Here is an 18,227-nt window from a genome sequence, read left to right on the forward strand (position 1 = left end):
ATACCCTGTGTGTTAAATCAGCATGAAAAACACTGAGTTAGCTGAGGTTTATCAAAAAATCAGCGATTTTTGACTATAGGTAGGCTGTAAAGCAATGTAAAGAGGAATGTTTCCTCGCCGCTAATAACAAAACGTAGTAACTAATAACCATAATCGCTATACCGCAGATGCTGCCCGATGACAGCGAGGATGATCCGGCTGTTATTTCACGCCATAATAGACGGCATCTGATGTATTGCTGGAGAGACCATGGAACTGTTTACTGCGGGCTTAATCTCCCTTGAAGAAGCGCGCGACAAAATGCTGGCGCAGATTACCCCATTAAGCGATGTTGAAACTGTCGCCATCACTGCCGCCGCCGGACGCATTACCGCTGAAGCAGTGATTTCACCGATTGATGTACCGCCTTTTGCTAACTCGGCAATGGACGGCTATGCGCTACGCATGGCCGACGTTAATCACGATATTCCCTTGCCGGTGGCGGGAAAAGCGTTCGCCGGTGCGCCATATCACGGTGACTGGCCAGCAGGCAGCTGTATTCGCATTATGACCGGTGCGCCGATCCCGCCGGGTGCCGACGCGGTAGTCATGCAGGAGCAGACCGAAAGCAGCGATCGGGGCGTGCGCTTTCTCGCAGCAGTGCAACCGGGCCAGAATATTCGGCTGGCAGGTGAAGATATTCAGCAGGGCGCCAGCGTGCTGGCAAGCGGAATTAAACTCGGCGCTGCGGAACTGCCGCTGCTGGCCTCGCTCGGCATCAGTCAGGTCAGGGTTTTTCGTAAACTGAGGGTGGCGGTATTCTCCACCGGAGACGAGCTACAAGCGGTCGGTACGCCGCTGGCCGCCGGGCAAATCTATGATACCAACCGCTTTGCCGTGCACCTGATGCTGGATGCGCTGGGTTGCGAAGTGATCGATCTCGGGATTATTAAAGATGATCCTGACGCACTGCGCGCGGCGTTTCATCAGGCCGATGCCCAAGCCGATGTGGTAATCAGCAGCGGCGGTGTCTCAGTTGGTGAAGCGGATTACACCAAACAGATGCTGGATGAACTGGGTGAAGTGGGCTTCTGGAAGCTGGCGATGAAACCCGGTAAGCCTTTTGCCTTTGGTCGACTGCAAAACAGCTGGTTCTGCGGACTGCCCGGTAATCCGGTATCCGCTGCCGTGACTTTTTACCAGCTGGTACAGCCGCTGTTAGCCCGTCTTACCGGGCAGCAAACTGACTGCCTGCCGGCAAAAATGCGCGCGCGCGCCACTGAACGCCTGAAGAAATCCCCAGGCCGCCTCGATTTCCAGCGTGGGATATTCAGCCGTAACAGCGAGGGCGACCTGCAAGTGCGCAGCACCGGCCATCAGGGTTCGCATGTGTTCAGCTCCTTCAGCCAGGCTAACTGCTTTATCGTCCTTGAACGCGAGCGCGACACAGTGCAGCCCGGTGAGTGGGTAGAAATTGAACCGTTTAACGCGCTCTTAGGAGGCTGAGATGCTACCGCCGCTGACCGATGACGAAACGCTGCGCTATAACCGACAAATTGTGCTGCGCGGATTTGATTTTGAGGGTCAGGAGAAGTTAAAGGCTGCCAGCGTGCTGATTGTCGGGCTTGGCGGGCTGGGCTGCGCCGCCAGCCAATATCTGGCGTCGGCGGGCGTCGGATCGCTGACGCTGCTGGATTTCGACAGCGTGTCGCGCTCTAATTTGCAGCGGCAGATTTTGCATACCGATGCGCAGGTTGGCATGGCAAAAGTCGAATCTGCGCGCCAGCGGCTGGCCGCGATTAACCCCTTAATTACTCTTAACGCCATAAACGCCCATCTGGATGATAACGCGCTGCAAAAACTGCTGAATAGCTGCGATTTAGTGCTGGACTGTAGTGATAATCTGGAAACGCGCGAGCAGTTAAACCGGCTTTGCTTTGCGGCAAAGATACCGCTGGTATCGGGTGCTGCCATCCGAATGGAAGGGCAAATTAGCGTCTTCAGCTGGCAGGAAAACGAACCTTGCTACCGCTGCATCAGTCGCCTGTTTGGCAGTAACGCCCTCACCTGCGTCGAAGCTGGCGTAATGGCACCGCTGGTCGGCGTGATTGGTGGATTGCAGGCGATGGAAGCGATTCGTCTGTTAAGCGATTATGGCAATAGCGTGGCGGGTAAACTGCTGATGTATGATGCCATGACGCTGCAATTCCGCGAAATAAAGCTGGCGAAAGATCCTGGCTGTGAGGTTTGTGGGCGATAAATCAAGGGGAGCCGGGAACGGCGCCCCTGGAAGAAAAAGGTGGCGTTATCGCCACCTTATCAATCAGTTATCCACGCCTTTGCTGCGCAGGTAATCTTCGTAGTTGCCGGTAAAGTCGATAACCTTGTTCGGGGTAATCTCAATCACGCGGCTGGCCAGTGAGCTGACGAATTCACGGTCATGGGAAACGAAGATTAAGGTGCCTTCGTACATCTCCAGCGCCATGTTCAGCGATTCGATAGATTCCATATCCAGGTGGTTGGTGGGTTCATCCATAATCAGGATATTTGGACGTTCCATCATCAGCTTACCAAACAGCATGCGGCCCTTTTCCCCACCGGACAGCACTTTAGCTGGCTTCTTGATATCATCCTGACTGAACAGCAGACGACCGAGAATACCACGAACCACCTGCTCGTCATCGTTGCCCTGCATCCACTGGCTCATCCAGTCAAACACATTCAAATCGTTATCAAAGTCAGCGGCGTGATCCTGCGCGTAGTAACCAATGCTGGCGTTTTCTGACCATTTCACTTCACCGCTGTCCGGCAGCAGATCGCCAACCAGCGTTTTCAGCAGGGTAGTTTTACCGATACCGTTGGCACCGATAATCGCCACCTTCTCACCCACTTCCACCAGCAGGTTGAGATTTTTGAACAGCGGACCGTTATCAAAACCTTTGGTCAGGTTTTCAAGTTGCAGCGCATTACGGAACAGTTTCTTGTCCTGCTCGAAACGCATAAACGGGTTCTGACGGCTGGAGGCTTTCACCTCTTCCAGCTTGATTTTATCAATCTGTTTAGCACGTGAAGTCGCCTGACGAGATTTTGAGGCGTTGGCACTAAAGCGGCTGACGAACGACTGCAGTTCGTTAATCTGCGCTTTTTTCTTGGCGTTATCCGACAGCAAGCGCTCACGCGACTGGGTAGCCGCGGTCATATATTCGTCGTAGTTGCCCGGATAAACGCGCAGCTCGCCGTAATCAAGGTCAGCCATATGGGTGCAGACCATGTTAAGGAAGTGACGGTCATGCGAAATAATGATCATGGTGCTGTTACGTTCATTCAGCACCTGCTCCAGCCAACGGATGGTATCGATATCCAGGTTGTTGGTCGGTTCGTCGAGCAGCAGAATTTCCGGGTTTGAGAACAGCGCCTGTGCCAACAGCACACGCAGTTTCCAGCCGGGAGCCACTTCGCTCATTGGGCCGTAGTGCTGCTCCAGCGGAATGCCGACGCCGAGTAACAGTTCTCCGGCACGCGCTTCTGCGGTGTAGCCATCCATTTCGCCGTATTTCACTTCCAGATCGGCCACTTTATAGCCATCTTCTTCACTCATTTCCGGCAGTGCGTAAATACGGTCACGCTCTTCCTTCACTTCCCACAGTTCATGATGACCCATGATCACCGTGTCGAGCACGCTGAATTTCTCAAAGGCGAACTGATCCTGGCGCAGCTTACCAATACGCTCATTCGGATCGAGGGAAACATTACCGCCGGACGGGACCAGATCGCCGCCGAGGATTTTCATAAAGGTTGATTTGCCGCTGCCGTTAGCGCCAATCAGGCCGTAGCGGTTACCGCCGCCAAATTTGACAGAGATGTTTTCGAACAGCGGCTTACTGCCAAACTGCATGGTGACGTTGCTGGAAACTAGCACAGGGATTGCCTTACGGTTGAAGAAGTGGAATGTGATTCAACGCGCATTATGCCACAAAAAACCGGGCGGCGAATACCGCCGGTTTGATAACGATTACGCCTTCTGCTTAACCGGCGCGGCTGTCCGTCGGGTTTCCTTGTCATCACTTAGCCAGTCATGCAGATAGTGTTCAATCTGCTCGAGGCTGCGGTTGCGGGTTTCCGGAATGCATTTCATCACAAAGATCGCCCCGGCAATGCCAATCAGGCCGAAGATAAAGAACGCGCCGGACAGGCCGACTGCCGCCAGCAATAACGGGAAGGCCAGTGAAATCATAAAGTTGGCGATCCACATGGCAAACACCGCGCCGCCCATAAAGATGCCGCGCAGCCGTGTCGGAAAGATTTCCGATAGCAGCAGCCAGGTTACCGGCGACAGCGCACCTTGCTGGAAGCTGAGAAACATTAGCATTCCCAGCAGCACCATATAACCGCGCAGTACATCCGGCTGACCATTGATCGTTTCCGGCATCAGATAGCTGACCGCGCCGATAAAGAACAGGCAGGCGGTACAGCCAAACTGGCCAATCTTTACCATGGTGCGGCGGCCAATTTTCCCCAGCAGCCAGATGCCGACAAAGGTCATTAATACCGAAATAACGCCGTTAGCAATGGTAGCGACCAGCGCCGAATCATTGCTCATGCCGACCGCAGTCAACATCGTCGGGGCGTAATACATAATGGTATTCACTCCGGTCAGCTGCTGGATCACCGCGATACCAATACCAATCAGGAACAGTTTAAATAACCACGGGGTTTTCAAATCGCGCAGGCCTGGTTTGCCGAAATCGCGCTGCTCTTCCAGCGTCTCTTCGATCTCCGTCAGCTCCCACTCAACGTCCTCTTTAGCACGGGTGCGCTCCAGCACGCGACGCGCATCGGCTAAACGCCCCTTCATCGCATACCAGCGCGGCGTATCCGGCATAAACATCATGCCAAACCACAGCAGTACTGCCGGAATGGTGGCTACCGCCAGCATCCAGCGCCAGGTGTGCTCGCCGCCCCACATATGATTGAAACCGGCATTGGAGATATACGCCAGCATCTGACCGGAAACGATCATCAGCTCCTGTAGCGTAACCAGCTGACCGCGCTTGTTGGCGGGCGCAATCTCGGCGATATACACCGGCACGGTGGCTGCGGCACCGCCGACCGCCACGCCCAGAACCAGACGGAAGAAAATCATCCAGTTAACATCAGGGGCCAGCGCAGAACCGGTGCCACCGATGGCAAAGACGATCGCGAGGATCAGAATAATTTTCTTACGTCCGGCAGCCGCGGCAAAATGGCCTGAAGCCAGTGCGCCGAAGGCCGCACCAAACAGCAGCGAGCTGGTTACCAGTCCCGTTGTGAAAGGCGTCAGATGCAGTTCGTCCCCCATAAACAGCAACGCGCCGGAAATCACGCCGGTATCGTAACCAAACAGTAATCCACCTAATGTTGCCACTGCCGCAATCACCTTAACAAAAGGCTCGGTCCGCGTATTGCTGTTCGGCCCCGACGCTTTGTTGGGTGAAATGTATTGTTCTTTTACCATGCTGAAACTCGCCCCTGGTTGAAAGAAAACCTGAGCAACATCCACAGAAGCAATATTCACTCAGTTCGTGTCTTAATTTAGACTGATATTTTCATTTTAATTAACAATGAAAATTAAATTTTGTGGTGCAGGTCATAAGGCAGCGCTTAATTTGTGATAAAAAGCACATTATTGCCTTTGGGGGCTTGTCTTAAGTGTCAGAGACTGCTGCTTAATATGCGTATCGAATTTCACTAAAAATAAAATATGAATTTTATATTTCACTTCATCCCGGTAAAACGGGCAGTGACGAAGAAAAAAAACGTGAAGAGAGGATTATTGGGCGGCCAGATCGCCGCCCTGGGGAAGAAACGAAGAAAATATTCAGCGTTAAGGTTGAGTCGCTGCGGTTTCCATCGGACCAAATACCGAATACTTCGGCAATGTCACGTTCTGATACGGCTCCCAGCCGCCGCCCAGCGCTTTATACAACGCGACCAGATCAAGACTGGTCTGCACCCGCGCCTGCTCTGCCTGCTGCTTCGCCTGCGACAGCTGGCGTTGTACATCCAGCACGTCGATAAAGGTTGAAATCCCTTTACGATAGCTGTCATCTGCCAGATCAAAAGCGTTTTGTAACGCCGCTACCGTTTCATCAAGGCCAGCAACCTGTTGCTGATCGGTGCGGTAACTGACCAGCGCATTTTCCACGTCCTGTAATGCCGTCAGCACCGCCTGACGATAACCCAGTGCCGCGCTGGCCTGCTGCGCGCGCGCCAGTTTCACGCTGGAAACCAGCCGTCCTCCCTGAAAAATCGGTATCGAAACCGACGGGCCGAAGCTGTAAAAATGGCTGCTCCAGTCATCAAGATAATTGGCGTGGCTATTACGCACGCCAAGCTCTCCGGTCAACGATACGCTCGGAAACAGCTGCGCCACTGAGACGCCAATATTAGCGGTGGCCGCATGCAGGTTGGCCTCTGCCTGACGCACATCCGGACGACGCCGCGCCAGTTGCGATGGTACTCCCACCGGCACCGCCGCCGGCAGTTTTGGCATCGCCTTGCTGGCGTTCAGCTCTGCATCCAGTGCGCCGGGTGGTTTACCGAGCAACACTGCCAGACCGTTCATCGCCTGCTGCACCTGTGCCTGGTATTGTGGCAGCTGAGCGCGTAATGAACTCTGCTGCGCTCGGGCATTCTCGACGTCCATCTGCGGTGCCAGGCCGTTGCGCTGCTGACTTTGCGTCAGCTCCAGCGTTTCTGTCGCCACATCAATTTGCGTTTGTAAGGTGCTGGTGATGGCCTGCGCACCGCGCAGCTGCATATAAGCCCGCGCCACTTCCGCTTCCAGCGAGACCAGCGCATCGTTGCGGCTCTCGACCGACGCCTGCTGCTGAGCACCTGCCATCTCAACCTGGCGGCGAACCTTGCCCCACATATCCAGCTCCCAGGCCGCATCGAAACTGCCCTGGTAGATATTGATTGGTCGGCTAAGTCCGTCGAGCGCAGTACGCACTTGCGGATCGACCTCACCCAGCCGATCGTAAACCCCGTTCGACTCCAGCTCGCCTTTCAATCCCAGTTGCTGACGCGTCATACCTGCTTTGGCATTCACGCTGGGAAACCAGCCGCCCCGCGCTTGTGACAGCTGCTCACGCGCACCGGCAATGCGCAATACCGCCTGTTGCAGCGAAAGATTACCGGCGATGGCCCGCTCCATCAGACTATCCAGCTGAGGATCGTTAAATGACTTCCACCAGTCAGGATCGGTCGACGCCGCCAGCGGTGACGACACCTCACCCGCTTTCATTCCCTGATAGCTGGCGCGGGTCTCGGTTTTCGGTGCCTGGTAGTCTGGCCCGACGGTGCAAGATGAGAGCGCCAGCGCCAGAGCAAGCGCCAGGCTGCTACGCACCGGCAACTGCGCGCGCGTTATAAGAGTCATATCAGTGTGCTCCTGCGCTACCTTCGCTCTTAATCGGCGAAAGCAGTAAACAAAATGGAATCATAATCAGCGCAACAATTCCCAGCCCCATAAATACATCGATATAAGCCAGAATGCGCGCCTGCGCCACCATCTCCTGATACAGCTGGCCGGTGGCTAACGTTACCGGATCGCCGACTGCGCTGGTGAAGTCGCGGATCGCCTGCGCCCAGCGCTCGACGGTCAGATTAAACGGCTCATTCAGCGGCGTCATAGTGTGTGCCATCGTGGCAGTTCGCACCTGTGAGCGTTCGGTAATTGCCGCAGTCGACAGCGAAATGCCGATTGAGCCGGCGACATTGCGAAACATGGTAAACAGCGCCGCCGCATCAGCATTCAGCCGCTGCGGGATCGAGATAAACGCGATAGTGGTCAGCGGGACAAACAAAAAGCCCAGCCCGATTGACTGCGCGCTGCGCATCATCGCCAGCGTAGTGAAATCCACATCCGGCGTCAGCCGCATCGAGTAGAACATCGACAGGCAGAGCAGAGTGAAGCCGAAGGCGATAATCCAGCGCGTTTGCACCACGGGCATTAGCTTCAACACCAACGGAATGGTCATCACTACCAGGATGGCGCCCGGCGACAGCACCAGCCCGGACCAGGTCGCGGTATAGCCCAAATCCTGCTGCGCCAGCTGCGGCAGAACCACCGAGCTACCGTAGAGAATCATCGCCATTCCCGCCATCAGCAGGCTGGAAACCGCAAAGTTACGATCTTTCAGGCAGCGAATATCCACCACCGGTTTTTTCGCATACATCAGCCAGTAAATCGCGCCAACCAGGCCAATGGCGGTGAGCACCGCAAACAGCTGGATAAAGCCGGAAGAGAACCAGTCGTCATCTTCACCGCGATCCAGCATCACCTGTAAGCAGCCGAGGCCGAGAGTGATCAGACTGATGCCGATATAATCAATCCGCAGCTTACTTTTCGCCCACTTACGCTCCCACGGCGGATCTTCCAGCAGCTGATAAATGGCCAGCACCGTCAGGATGCCGACCGGAATATTGATTAAAAAGACCCAGCGCCAGCTGTAGTTATCGGTGATCCAGCCGCCGAGCGTCGGGCCGACAATCGGCGCCACAATAATCGCAATCGACGACAGGCCAAAAGCTTTACCGCGATCTTCCGGCTTAAAGTAATCAAGCAGTACCGACTGCTGCACCGGCTGTAAACCGCCGCCGAAAAAGCCCTGCAGAATGCGGAACAGGATAATTTGCCACAGTTCAGTGGCGATTCCGCACAGGAATGAACAGACGGTAAACATCACAATGCAGATCATAAAGAACTGTTTACGGCCAAATACCCGGCTGAGAAATGCCGAGAGCGGCAACACAATGCCGTTGGCGACCAGATAGGAGGTGAGAACCCAGGTCGATTCGCTGTAGCTGGACGAGAGCGAGCCGGCCACGTGCGGCAGCGCCACGTTGACGATGGTGGTATCGAGGATTTCCATAAACACCGCCAGCGTGACGGTCATCGCCACCAGCCAGGGATTACTGGTGGGTTTCCAGCTCTGGCTATCACTCATTCCAGCGTGACCTTCGGTTCTACCGACAGGCCGAGCGGCAGCGGTTTGTTCACATCGAGACCTTTATCAATCACGATTTTCACCGGCACGCGCTGCACAATTTTGACAAAGTTTCCGGTGGCATTCTCGGCCGGGAAAGTCGAGAAACGCGATCCTGAACCCATCTGAATACTGTCGATGTGCCCTTCCAGCTTCATATCCGGCCAGGCATCAACGCTGATTTCAACTTTATTGCCCGGACGCATACGCTCCAGCTGCGACTCTTTGAAGTTTGCCGTCACCCACACTTCGGATGAGACCAGCGAGAACATCGAGGTGCCGGCCTGCACCAGGCTACCCAGTTGCACATTGCGCTTGGTGACAAAGCCATCGTAAGGCGCCCGGACATCGGTGTAAGAGAGATTGAGTTCAGCGGTATCCAGCTGTGCCTGCGCCTGCCCGACCTGCTGCTGACGCGCTTCGACATTGGTCTCCTGCTGACGAATTTGCAGTTGTACCTGCGAGGCAACTTCCACCTGCGCTTTGGCACTCTGTAGCTGCGCCTGAGCAGAGCGCAGCTGAACGCTGGCGCTGTCAATATTGCGCTGGGAGGTCGCGCGTGGGTCAACACCGCGCAAGCGACGATACTCTGCCTGCGCATTGATTAAGCTGGCTTCCGCTTTTGCCTGGTCAGCTAATGCCTGGTCGCGCTGCGCCGGATACTGCACCCGCGATAGCGACAGCTGGGCTTGCGCCTGATGCAGCTGAGCAACAGCCAGACCGAGTTGCGCTTTCGCCTGCTCACGCTGGGCGCGGGCATCGCTTGGGTCGATTTGTACCAGTAAATCACCCTTCTTCACCCTCTGATTATCGCTCACCAACAGCTTCACCACGAAGCCAGCCGCTTTCGGCGCAATGGTCACCGCATTACCTTCGGTAAAGGCATCGTCGGTGGTTTCGATATTGCGGGTAGAAATCCAGTACCACAGCGCCACCAGCACCATCAGCACCACCACGATCAGCAGAATAACGATCGGCTTTTTGCCGGGGCGCTTACGCGGTTGCTCCTCGCTGTTTTGTGTCTCTGAAGCAGATTGATCGGCGTCATCCTGCTGGCGTGCGTGCTGTTCTGATGAAGATTTATCTGAAGTTGTCATAGTTCTCACAGTTTACCGCAGGCTCAAACCGAACCCTTGAAGACCCAAACTGCTATTAACAATAGGAAGAAAACTGACAAATGCCAGGATTTACTTACAATTCCAGATTAGCCCGAAATCAGGGCGTGTGAATCAGCAAAAATAGCCCCCAGCCCAGCGCCATGGTCCATAACAGCATTGGAATTGAGAACAGATGAAAATTCCACCAGATACGCCGATCTTTCGCCATACGCAGCGCAATCAGATTCGCCAGCGAGCCGGGTAACAGGCCAAAACCGCCAATATTCACCGCCCAGGCAAACAGCGTGCTGGCCGGCAGGGTATTCAGCAACAGAATGGTCGCCGGAACATTACTGATAATTTGTGACAGGCCAATTGCCAGCAGGTAACGACCACCGTCACCCAGCTGGGAAATATGCTGTAAAGGTTCCTGTAATAACGGCAAGCGGGTAAGAAAAAATACGTCAATGAACATGGCGATAAATACCGCCAGTAAACTCCAGTCGATTGACAGCAGCACCCGACGGGCAATACAGAAAAACACCACCAGCACTAACAACAGCGCCCATAGCGCCAGTTGCAGTTCCAGCGCCGCGATAAACACCCCATACATCACGACTGAAATCAGTAACAGGGGTCGCTGCCAGCCGCTGGCCTCATCCTGCGTATGACGCTGTATCGTTTTTTTGCTGAAACTGAACCAGGTTACCAGCAACAGGCTGGCAAGGGTCAACGCCGCCAGCGGCAGCATTTGCAGAATGAAGGCGGCAAAACCGAGCTGGCCGTGGCTCCATAACAGAATATTTTGCGGATTACCGATTGGCGTCAGCAGTGAACCGGCGTTAACCGCCAGCGCTTCGAAGATAATCAGCCGCGAAACCGGCAGGCTGGAAAACTTTCTCAGCGTCAGGGTCAGCGGCACCAGAATAAACAGTGCCACATCATTGGTCAGAAAGGTGGAGAGCAGCGCAGCACCGGCGACCATAAACAGTGCAAGCGTGCGCTCGTGCTGAAAACGGTGGATCAAACGGCAGCCCAACACGTCAAAATAGCCGCTGAGTTCGATACCTTTAGTCAGCATCAGCAAACCGCACAGGGTGATAATGGTGTTCCAGTCGACCGCCGTGAGCAGCTCCGCTGGCCTAAAGGGAGCAAAGCAGGCTAACACGACGCCCAGTACCACTAACAGATGAAGAAAGCGATCGTGCAAAAACGGCCTGAGCAGTGTTGCCATGATGACTCGCAGGTCAGAGTGGTCGGAAGTTAGCCACGGTTCTGGTAAAATTGCTGGAAAATTGCCAGCGTTTCGTCACTGACGTGATGCTCGATACCTTCAGCATCCCGGCGTGCAGTGTCGGGGCTGATACCCAGCGCCAGCAAAAAGGTTTCGACGATATGGTGGCGCTCACGGCTCTCTTCCGCCAGCTTCTCGCCTTCTTCGGTCAAAAATACCCCACGATAAGGCACCTGAACCACCAGCCCGCCCGTCGCCAGACGCTTCAGCATTTTCGCTACCGTTGGCTGGGAAACGCCAAGGCGCGCCGCCATATCCACCTGACGCGCTTCTCCAAATTCGCGGATCAGATCGGAAATTAACTCAACATAGTCATCAATCAGCTCGCGGCGATGCGCCTCACGAACCTGACGAAATCCTTCGACATGTTCTTCGATATCTTTCAGTGGCCCATTAAGACTGGCAACAGCGGGTTTGGCGCGACGACTCATTCAACTTCCTCTTCTTTTTAACCTGCGCTATTAACACCCTTGCAGGTCTGTTGGTGCCACATTGTAAACGAAGCTCAAAGAAGCACAAATTTTCCGACAAATAGCACTGGCTATGGGATATAGCCTGTGCTATACCTGTCTATAAAGCAACCATTGAATATGAGTCAGCACGATGCAAATGAGCAATAAGGTGATGCCAGGTTGGGCGTCACAGGAGGTTACCACCATGAAAGCACCATTATTACTGCGGTTGTTTAGTCGATCGCCATTTACTCTGCGCCTGATGCTGTTAGAGATGCTGACCGCGCCCAAGAAGCCTGACAACCAGGCTTCTTAACCTCTTCCCTCTTCTGCCGTATAAAAACTGTTTCCCGGTTCACAGAAACTTTCTTCGCTACTGGTTGCCTTTGTTGAAAGCGAGGATTATCTTGCTATGCCTTTCGTGAGAGTGCTGGCAAAAACGGCGCGCCAAACCCGTCCCTAATCCCATTCAAAACGAGTCGTTCCAGGCCTGACTACGTCTTCAGATACCCACTGAAGATGCGTTTTTTGCGTCTCAATAAGATAAATAATGAATCTGACTCTGATTAAAACTGCGGCGGTGACCGGTTCCCGTGAGCTGTTCAGCCCGTATATTGGGCTGTATCTGCTGTTCTCACTGTTAATCAATCTGGCGTTCGGCTATCCGCTGAGCCTGCTGTATACCTGCGCGTTCAGCGCGCTGATGATGTTGCTGCACAGCCGTGCGCCGCGCCTGTTGAAAGCACTGATTATCGTCACTACGCTGGCGGCCAGTAGCTATTATCCCTTTGGTCAGACTTACGGCCCGCCCAATTTTAATACTCTGCTGGCGTTACACTCGACCAATGTCGCGGAAGCCAGCGAAATCATGCAGATCTTTCCACCGCAGGATTACGCTATCGCCTGCGCCATTCTGCTGACCGGCTTTATCGCCCTGCGCCGTAAGCCTGCCATGGCACGCCGCTGGTCGCATGCTGATTCAGCCTGCCTGGCATTTGCGGCGGTGGCGTGGCTGACGCAACCGGTGCTGAATAAGCTGGCGGACTATCCTTTCAGCCTCAGCGATGCTGGCTATCCGCTGGTGCGCTTTGTTAAGGACAGCGTGGTCAGCAAAATGTCGGTGGATGATGAGATCGACCGCATGAATCAGCTGACGTCGTTGCAGGACAGCTGGACGGTGACCGGCGTAAAGCCTTCACGTCAGGTGTATGTGATGGTGATTGGTGAAAGCGCGCGGCGTGATGCGCTCGGTGCATTCGGCGGGCGCTGGAATAACACCCCGTTTGCCAGTGAGGCGAAAGGCCAATTTTTTGTTAACTACACCGCGGCGGCTTCCTCAACGCAAAAATCACTGGGGTTAACGCTTAACCGGGTGGTCGACGGCCAACCACTGTATCAGGACAATATCGTCACGCTGGCTAACCGTGCCGGCTTTGACACCTGGTGGTTCTCCAATCAGGGACAAATTGGCAAATTCGACACGCCGATTGCCAGTATTGCGCGTCGTGCCGATCACGTACACTTCCTGAAACAGGGGGATTTCGAAGCAGATAAGTCCACCGACGATGACGATTTGCTGAAACTGACGCCGCAGGCGTTGACACAGCCGGTCGATGCCCCCCGCTTGCTGATTTACCATATTATTGGTTCACACCCCAAGGCCTGCGATCGTACCAGGGGCAAGTTTGCCAGCTTTGTTCACTCCACGGAGACGTCGTGCTATCTGTACAGCATCACCCAGACCGATCGCTTTTTACAGCAGCTACAGCAGCAGTTACATAACAGCGGGCTGAGTTACTCGATGCTTTACTTCTCGGATCACGGCATGGCATTTAAAGAGAAAGGCAGTAAAAACGAGTATCTCGCTCATGATGACAAGTATCAGCAAAACTTCCAGGTGCCGATGTTTATCACTTCAGGTCAGGATACTAAGCGTCAGATCATCAAGGCAGCGCGTTCGGCGAATGATTTTTTACAGCTGTTTTCGCAGTGGACTGGCATCAGCAGCAAACAGATTATTGCCCGCTACCGTTTTGCTTCGAAAGATGCTGCGCCACCGGTTTACGTCACTAATTTTGCGCTGAAGAAGGTTAATTATCAGTATCTTGGTCAGGATGCGTTTGCCCGCTGAGGCCGGACTCAGCGATTTTTGCCATAAAAAAATCCGCCACCAGGGCGGATTTTTATCATCAAGCCAGAATATTTCTGGCTGGATTAGCAAACTTAGAAGCGGTAACCTGCACCAACGATCCAGGTACCAACGTCTACACTGCGGATACGGCTCTGCTCGTAACCCACATCCAGTGCAACGTTTTCCATTGGGTTGAACTGCAGACCAGCACCGTAGGAGAAACCGTAGTCGCTGCCATCGCCTTTTTCGCGATCTGGGCCAGTTACGCTAGTTTTACCGTAGCCAACACCAACAACACCGTAGATGCTTGCCCAGTCGTTCAGACGGTAAGCTGGACCTGCAGTCAGGCCGTAGTATTGGGATTTAGCGTACAGGGTATCAACGTTCTGGTTTTTTTCGGTCCAGGTGAAAGAACCGATCCAGCCCAGTGGATCGCTGCCGTTTTCGTAGCGATACTTCAAGTTGAAACCGTTGGCTTTATTAACAACACCCTGGAAGTCGCTCTGTGCGTAACCACCAGTGATGGTGCTCTGCGCCATTGCGGAACCCGCGGATACAGCCAGTACACAAGCCAGTGCTGAAAGACATGCAATTTTTTTCATAACCACCTCAAATGTGAAAGTACTTCTCTCCTGACAACAGTTAAAATATAACAAAAATCAGCAAGAAACTCTGCCTGCAAATTGTTGTCTAACACCAGGTATGGTGTAACAGAAAGTTAATGACATTTTGTATGTTACTATTTTATATACCATTTCAGGTAGTATAACCGGTTTAATTCTCAATTGTAAAAAAAGGTTCATTGGGATAATTCTTAATTAATCCTGACACTTCTTTACTTAAATTGCCGCTTTTGACGCTCGTCGACGACATTTTTTTCGCTGCCAGCGCATTTTTTTCTGCCCAGTCTCCATTACACTGACGTACTTATTAATCTTTAACCTCAGGGTTTCCCAGACAGGTTTGCTGCATGTCCTCTGCACTTTCACCGGCAAAGTCGCCGGTATGGCTACCGATATTGGTTTTAATTATTGCCATGACCTCTATTCAGGGTGGCGCTTCACTGGCTAAAACGCTGTTTCCTCAGGTCGGTGCGCCCGGTATTACCGCATTACGACTTGGGCTGGGCACGATTATTTTATGCCTGGTGTTTAAGCCCTGGCGGTTGCGCTTTAGTCGTGAACAGCGCGTGCCCTTGCTGATTTACGGGCTGGCGCTCGGCGGAATGAACTATCTGTTTTATTTGTCGCTGCGTACCGTGCCGCTGGGTATTGCAGTGGCGCTGGAATTTACCGGACCGTTATTTCTTGCTCTGATCGGTTCGCGTCGGCTGCTGGATTTTATCTGGGTGCTGCTGGCGATTGTCGGCCTGTGGTTTTTGCTGCCGCTCGGCCATGATATCTCCAGCGTCGATGCACAGGGTGCCGCGCTGGCGGTAGGTGCCGGCGTCTGCTGGGCGTTATATATTCTTTCCGGTCAGAAGGCTGGGGCGGAACATGGCCCGGCTACGGTGGCGATGGGCTCGGTGATCGCTTCAGTGATTTTTGTGCCGCTCGGGCTGAGTTTCGCCGACAGCGGTATCTGGCAACTGTCGCTGATTCCGCTGGCGTTGGCGATAGCGGTGCTGTCGACCGCACTGCCCTATTCACTGGAGATGATCGCCTTAACGCGTTTGCCAGCCAGAACCTTTGGCACCATGATGAGTCTTGAACCGGCAATGGCTGCCTTTTCCGGCATGCTGTTTCTCGGTGAACGACTGACGCTGGTGCAATGGCTGGCGCTGCTGGCAATCATTGCGGCTTCCGCCGGTGCAACGCTCACCATGCGACCTAAAGAAGTTCAGATTACGTCTATAGAGGATATGCCGCGATCTCAGGATTGAGAATATTCCTTGTTCAGCCTCAGTATGAGGCTGAATAATCAGTTGTTCTGCTGATTGTGTTATTTATTTTAAATTTAAAGTTAAATAATCGTTACAGTTACATTCTGTCATTCTTCTGCATTAAATAACGCACTTTGTGCTCTTTTCTCGTCATTTATAAATTAAACCTCAACAAATCAGCAAGATAAAATCAACAGCTTAATAATAAATATTATCAATACCATTAGCATTTATATTTTACTGCTGTGGCGGCGGCTTTATTACTCAACGATTACTCAACAGGTGGTCGCTATCTGACTAATAGGCAGCAACTTTCCTGCAGAGTAAAAAACAGGTGCTATACTTATTTCCGTACTATTCAGGACAACCGACATTAAGAGGATATTAATGATGAGTACCGCTAAACTGGTTAAAACAAAATCTTCCGATCTGATTTACACCCGTAATGACGTGGCAGAGAATGACAAAAAAGCCACAATCGAGGTGCTCAATCGTCTGGTTACCGAGCTGATTGACCTGTCCCTGATCACCAAACAGGCTCACTGGAACATGCGTGGCGCTAACTTTATTGGCGTGCATGAAATGCTGGACGGATTCCGCACCGCAATTACCGACCACCAGGATACCATTGCAGAACGTGTCGTTCAGCTGGGCGGCGTGGCGCTGGGTACCACTCAGATTGTTAACGACAGAACGCCACTGAAAAGCTATCCGCTGAACATTCACAGCGTTCAGGATCACCTGAAAGCACTGGCTGACCGTTACGGTGTGGTAGCCAACGATCTGCGTAAAGCGATTGGTGAAGTGGCAGATGAAGACAGTGCCGACATCTTTACTGCGGCATCGCGTGACCTCGACAAATTCCTGTGGTTTATCGAGTCTAATATTGAATAACTGATTTATCCGGCGACGCGTTCGCCGGCTTAATCTGACCCGGAAAGCGGATGACCTCGTCATGCGCTTTTTTTTATTGTGGGGAGAAAAATATGGCAAGCGGATGGGCGTCTGATGATGCTGTTCAGCAGCAAATTGATTCCACCATTGATGACGCGATTCAGCGTGCACGACAGCACCTGCACAATGGCGTCAGCGCCGAGTTTTGTCAGGAGTGTGATGAACCGATTCCTGAAGCACGGCGTATCGCCCTGCCCGGCGTGCAATATTGCGTAACCTGTCAGCAGCAGCATGATGAAAAAAGCAGCGCCGCACTGTACAACCGACGCGGCAGCAAAGACAGTCAGCTGCGCTAAACTTCAATTATTCACCCAGAAGTATGAGCCCGATAACATATTTCTAACTATCCTGTTCATTAATCCCCCTATTTAATGCTCTGATTGCCTGTGTGCTGCTGCACCGTTATGATCAAGGCGCACCAGGACGGTGCCCCATTTTGGTGCGCAGCACGTAAAGCTAAAGAATTCCTGTTTGCCCGATGAATTAAGCCACTGTTTTCAATCATAATGAAAAGTTGGCATAGATTTTTCATATGGCAGCAGGCATCAAAAAGCGGGCCCCCCCCGATTCAATGATAAGGATAAAATGATGAAGTCGATTTTTAAGGTTTCCGTTGCCGCGCTGGCGCTGGCATTTGCTGTTTCTTCCACAGCGGCTGAAAAGAAACTGATTGTCGCTACCGATACCGCCTTCGTACCGTTTGAGTTTAAACAAGGCGATAAATATGTCGGTTTCGATATCGATTTGTGGGACGCCATCGCGAAACAGCTGAACGTCGAATACACCCTGAAGCCTATGGACTTCAGCGGCATCATCCCTGCCCTGCAAACACGCAATATCGACCTGGCACTGGCGGGCATCACCATCACCGACGAGCGCAAAAAGGCGATTGATTTCTCTGACGGTTACTACAAAAGCGGCCTGCTGGTAATGGTAAGAGAGAACAACAATGAGGTGAAAGGCATTGATGATCTGGACGGTAAAGTGGTGGCGGTGAAGAGCGGCACCGGTTCCGTCGATTACGCGAAACAGAACATCAAAACCAAAGCCCTGCGTCAGTTCCCGAATATCGACAATGCTTATATGGAACTGGGTACCAACCGTGCGGATGCCGTCCTGCACGATACACCAAATATTCTGTACTTCATCAATACCGCCGGTAAAGGCAAGTTCAAAGCGGTAGGAGATTCGATTGAAGCACAGCAGTACGGTATTGCTTTCCCGAAAGGCAGCGACGAACTGCGTGAGAAGGTTAACGGCGCGCTGAAAACCCTGCGCGATAACGGCACTTATAATACTATCTATAAAAAATGGTTCGGCAGCGAACCAAAATAATATAATCGGTTAGCGTCCGGCAACTTAACGTGCGGCAACAACGCCGCTCGTTAAATTGCATGCAAAATATTAAT

The 18,227-nt window shown here is 52.9% G+C and carries 15 protein-coding genes; 7 read left to right on the forward strand and 8 right to left on the reverse strand.

The genetic code is table 11. The annotated features are described in order from the left end of the window. The first annotated feature begins 249 nt into the window (after positions 1–249). Complete coding sequence (moeA, locus tag ACP3TC_RS14050; protein WP_426816680.1) at positions 250–1,485, forward strand: molybdopterin molybdotransferase MoeA; 1,236 nt, start codon at positions 250–252, stop codon at positions 1,483–1,485. Between the two features lies 1 nt (position 1,486). Then, the gene (gene moeB / locus ACP3TC_RS14055; RefSeq protein ID WP_313856676.1) at positions 1,487–2,239 is read left to right on the forward strand and encodes a molybdopterin-synthase adenylyltransferase MoeB; all 753 of its coding nucleotides are present in this window, start codon (positions 1,487–1,489) and stop codon (positions 2,237–2,239) included. Positions 2,240–2,302: 63 nt separating this feature from the next. Here moeB and ACP3TC_RS14060 read toward each other — a convergent pair whose 3' ends face one another. The 7 genes from ACP3TC_RS14060 to mntR all read right to left on the reverse strand — a co-directional run bounded on the left by ACP3TC_RS14060 (position 2,303) and on the right by mntR (position 11,830). After that, positions 2,303–3,898 (reverse strand): ABC-F family ATPase, encoded by a 1,596-nt coding sequence (locus tag ACP3TC_RS14060; RefSeq protein ID WP_313856675.1) that lies wholly within the window; start codon positions 3,896–3,898, stop codon positions 2,303–2,305. A gap of 93 nt (positions 3,899–3,991) precedes the next feature. Then, a complete protein-coding gene (locus ACP3TC_RS14065) occupies positions 3,992–5,473 on the reverse strand; it encodes a sugar porter family MFS transporter (protein WP_426816681.1) in 1,482 nt (493 codons plus the stop codon). Positions 5,474–5,842: 369 nt separating this feature from the next. Further along, the gene (locus tag ACP3TC_RS14070) at positions 5,843–7,399 is read right to left on the reverse strand and encodes an efflux transporter outer membrane subunit (RefSeq protein WP_426816682.1); all 1,557 of its coding nucleotides are present in this window, start codon (positions 7,397–7,399) and stop codon (positions 5,843–5,845) included. Between the two features lies 1 nt (position 7,400). Further along, positions 7,401–8,969 (reverse strand): DHA2 family efflux MFS transporter permease subunit, encoded by a 1,569-nt coding sequence (locus tag ACP3TC_RS14075; RefSeq protein WP_313856671.1) that lies wholly within the window; start codon positions 8,967–8,969, stop codon positions 7,401–7,403. After that, on the reverse strand, positions 8,966–10,105 hold the full coding sequence (locus tag ACP3TC_RS14080) for an HlyD family secretion protein (RefSeq protein WP_426816683.1): 1,140 nt from the start codon (positions 10,103–10,105) through the stop codon (positions 8,966–8,968). Before ACP3TC_RS14080 ends, ACP3TC_RS14075 begins: the two co-directional genes overlap by 4 nt. A gap of 118 nt (positions 10,106–10,223) precedes the next feature. Then, positions 10,224–11,339, reverse strand: coding sequence for an SLC13 family permease (locus tag ACP3TC_RS14085; protein WP_426816684.1), 1,116 nt, complete (start codon positions 11,337–11,339; stop codon positions 10,224–10,226). 29 nt (positions 11,340–11,368) lie between these two features. Continuing rightward, complete coding sequence (gene mntR, locus ACP3TC_RS14090) at positions 11,369–11,830, reverse strand: manganese-binding transcriptional regulator MntR (RefSeq protein ID WP_313856667.1); 462 nt, start codon at positions 11,828–11,830, stop codon at positions 11,369–11,371. Positions 11,831–12,401: 571 nt separating this feature from the next. On the opposite strand from mntR, the gene ACP3TC_RS14095 reads away from it, so the two are divergent. After that, positions 12,402–13,982, forward strand: a complete 1,581-nt coding sequence (locus ACP3TC_RS14095) for a phosphoethanolamine transferase (RefSeq protein ID WP_426816685.1) — start codon at positions 12,402–12,404, stop codon at positions 13,980–13,982. 92 nt (positions 13,983–14,074) lie between these two features. On the opposite strand, the gene ompX is transcribed toward ACP3TC_RS14095, so the two are convergent. Further along, positions 14,075–14,584 (reverse strand): outer membrane protein OmpX, encoded by a 510-nt coding sequence (gene ompX / locus ACP3TC_RS14100; RefSeq protein WP_313856664.1) that lies wholly within the window; start codon positions 14,582–14,584, stop codon positions 14,075–14,077. Positions 14,585–14,952: 368 nt separating this feature from the next. Here ompX and rhtA point away from each other — a divergent pair, with 368 nt between their 5' ends. The 4 genes from rhtA (at position 14,953) to glnH (ending at position 18,153) form a co-directional block, all read left to right on the forward strand. Next, a complete protein-coding gene (gene rhtA, locus ACP3TC_RS14105) occupies positions 14,953–15,864 on the forward strand; it encodes a threonine/homoserine exporter RhtA (RefSeq protein WP_313856663.1) in 912 nt (303 codons plus the stop codon). Between the two features lie 390 nt (positions 15,865–16,254). Then, entirely contained in the window at positions 16,255–16,758 is a 504-nt protein-coding gene (gene dps / locus ACP3TC_RS14110) for a DNA starvation/stationary phase protection protein Dps (RefSeq protein ID WP_313857649.1), read from the forward strand. A gap of 92 nt (positions 16,759–16,850) precedes the next feature. After that, on the forward strand, positions 16,851–17,114 hold the full coding sequence (locus ACP3TC_RS14115; RefSeq protein WP_313856662.1) for a DksA/TraR family C4-type zinc finger protein: 264 nt from the start codon (positions 16,851–16,853) through the stop codon (positions 17,112–17,114). Positions 17,115–17,406: 292 nt separating this feature from the next. Next, positions 17,407–18,153, forward strand: coding sequence for a glutamine ABC transporter substrate-binding protein GlnH (gene glnH / locus ACP3TC_RS14120; protein WP_313857647.1), 747 nt, complete (start codon positions 17,407–17,409; stop codon positions 18,151–18,153). The last annotated feature ends 74 nt before the right edge of the window (positions 18,154–18,227 follow it).

Origin of the sequence: Winslowiella sp. 2C04, assembly GCF_050037805.1 — a bacterium.
In the GTDB taxonomy this organism is placed as follows: domain Bacteria; phylum Pseudomonadota; class Gammaproteobacteria; order Enterobacterales; family Enterobacteriaceae; genus Erwinia; species Erwinia toletana_A.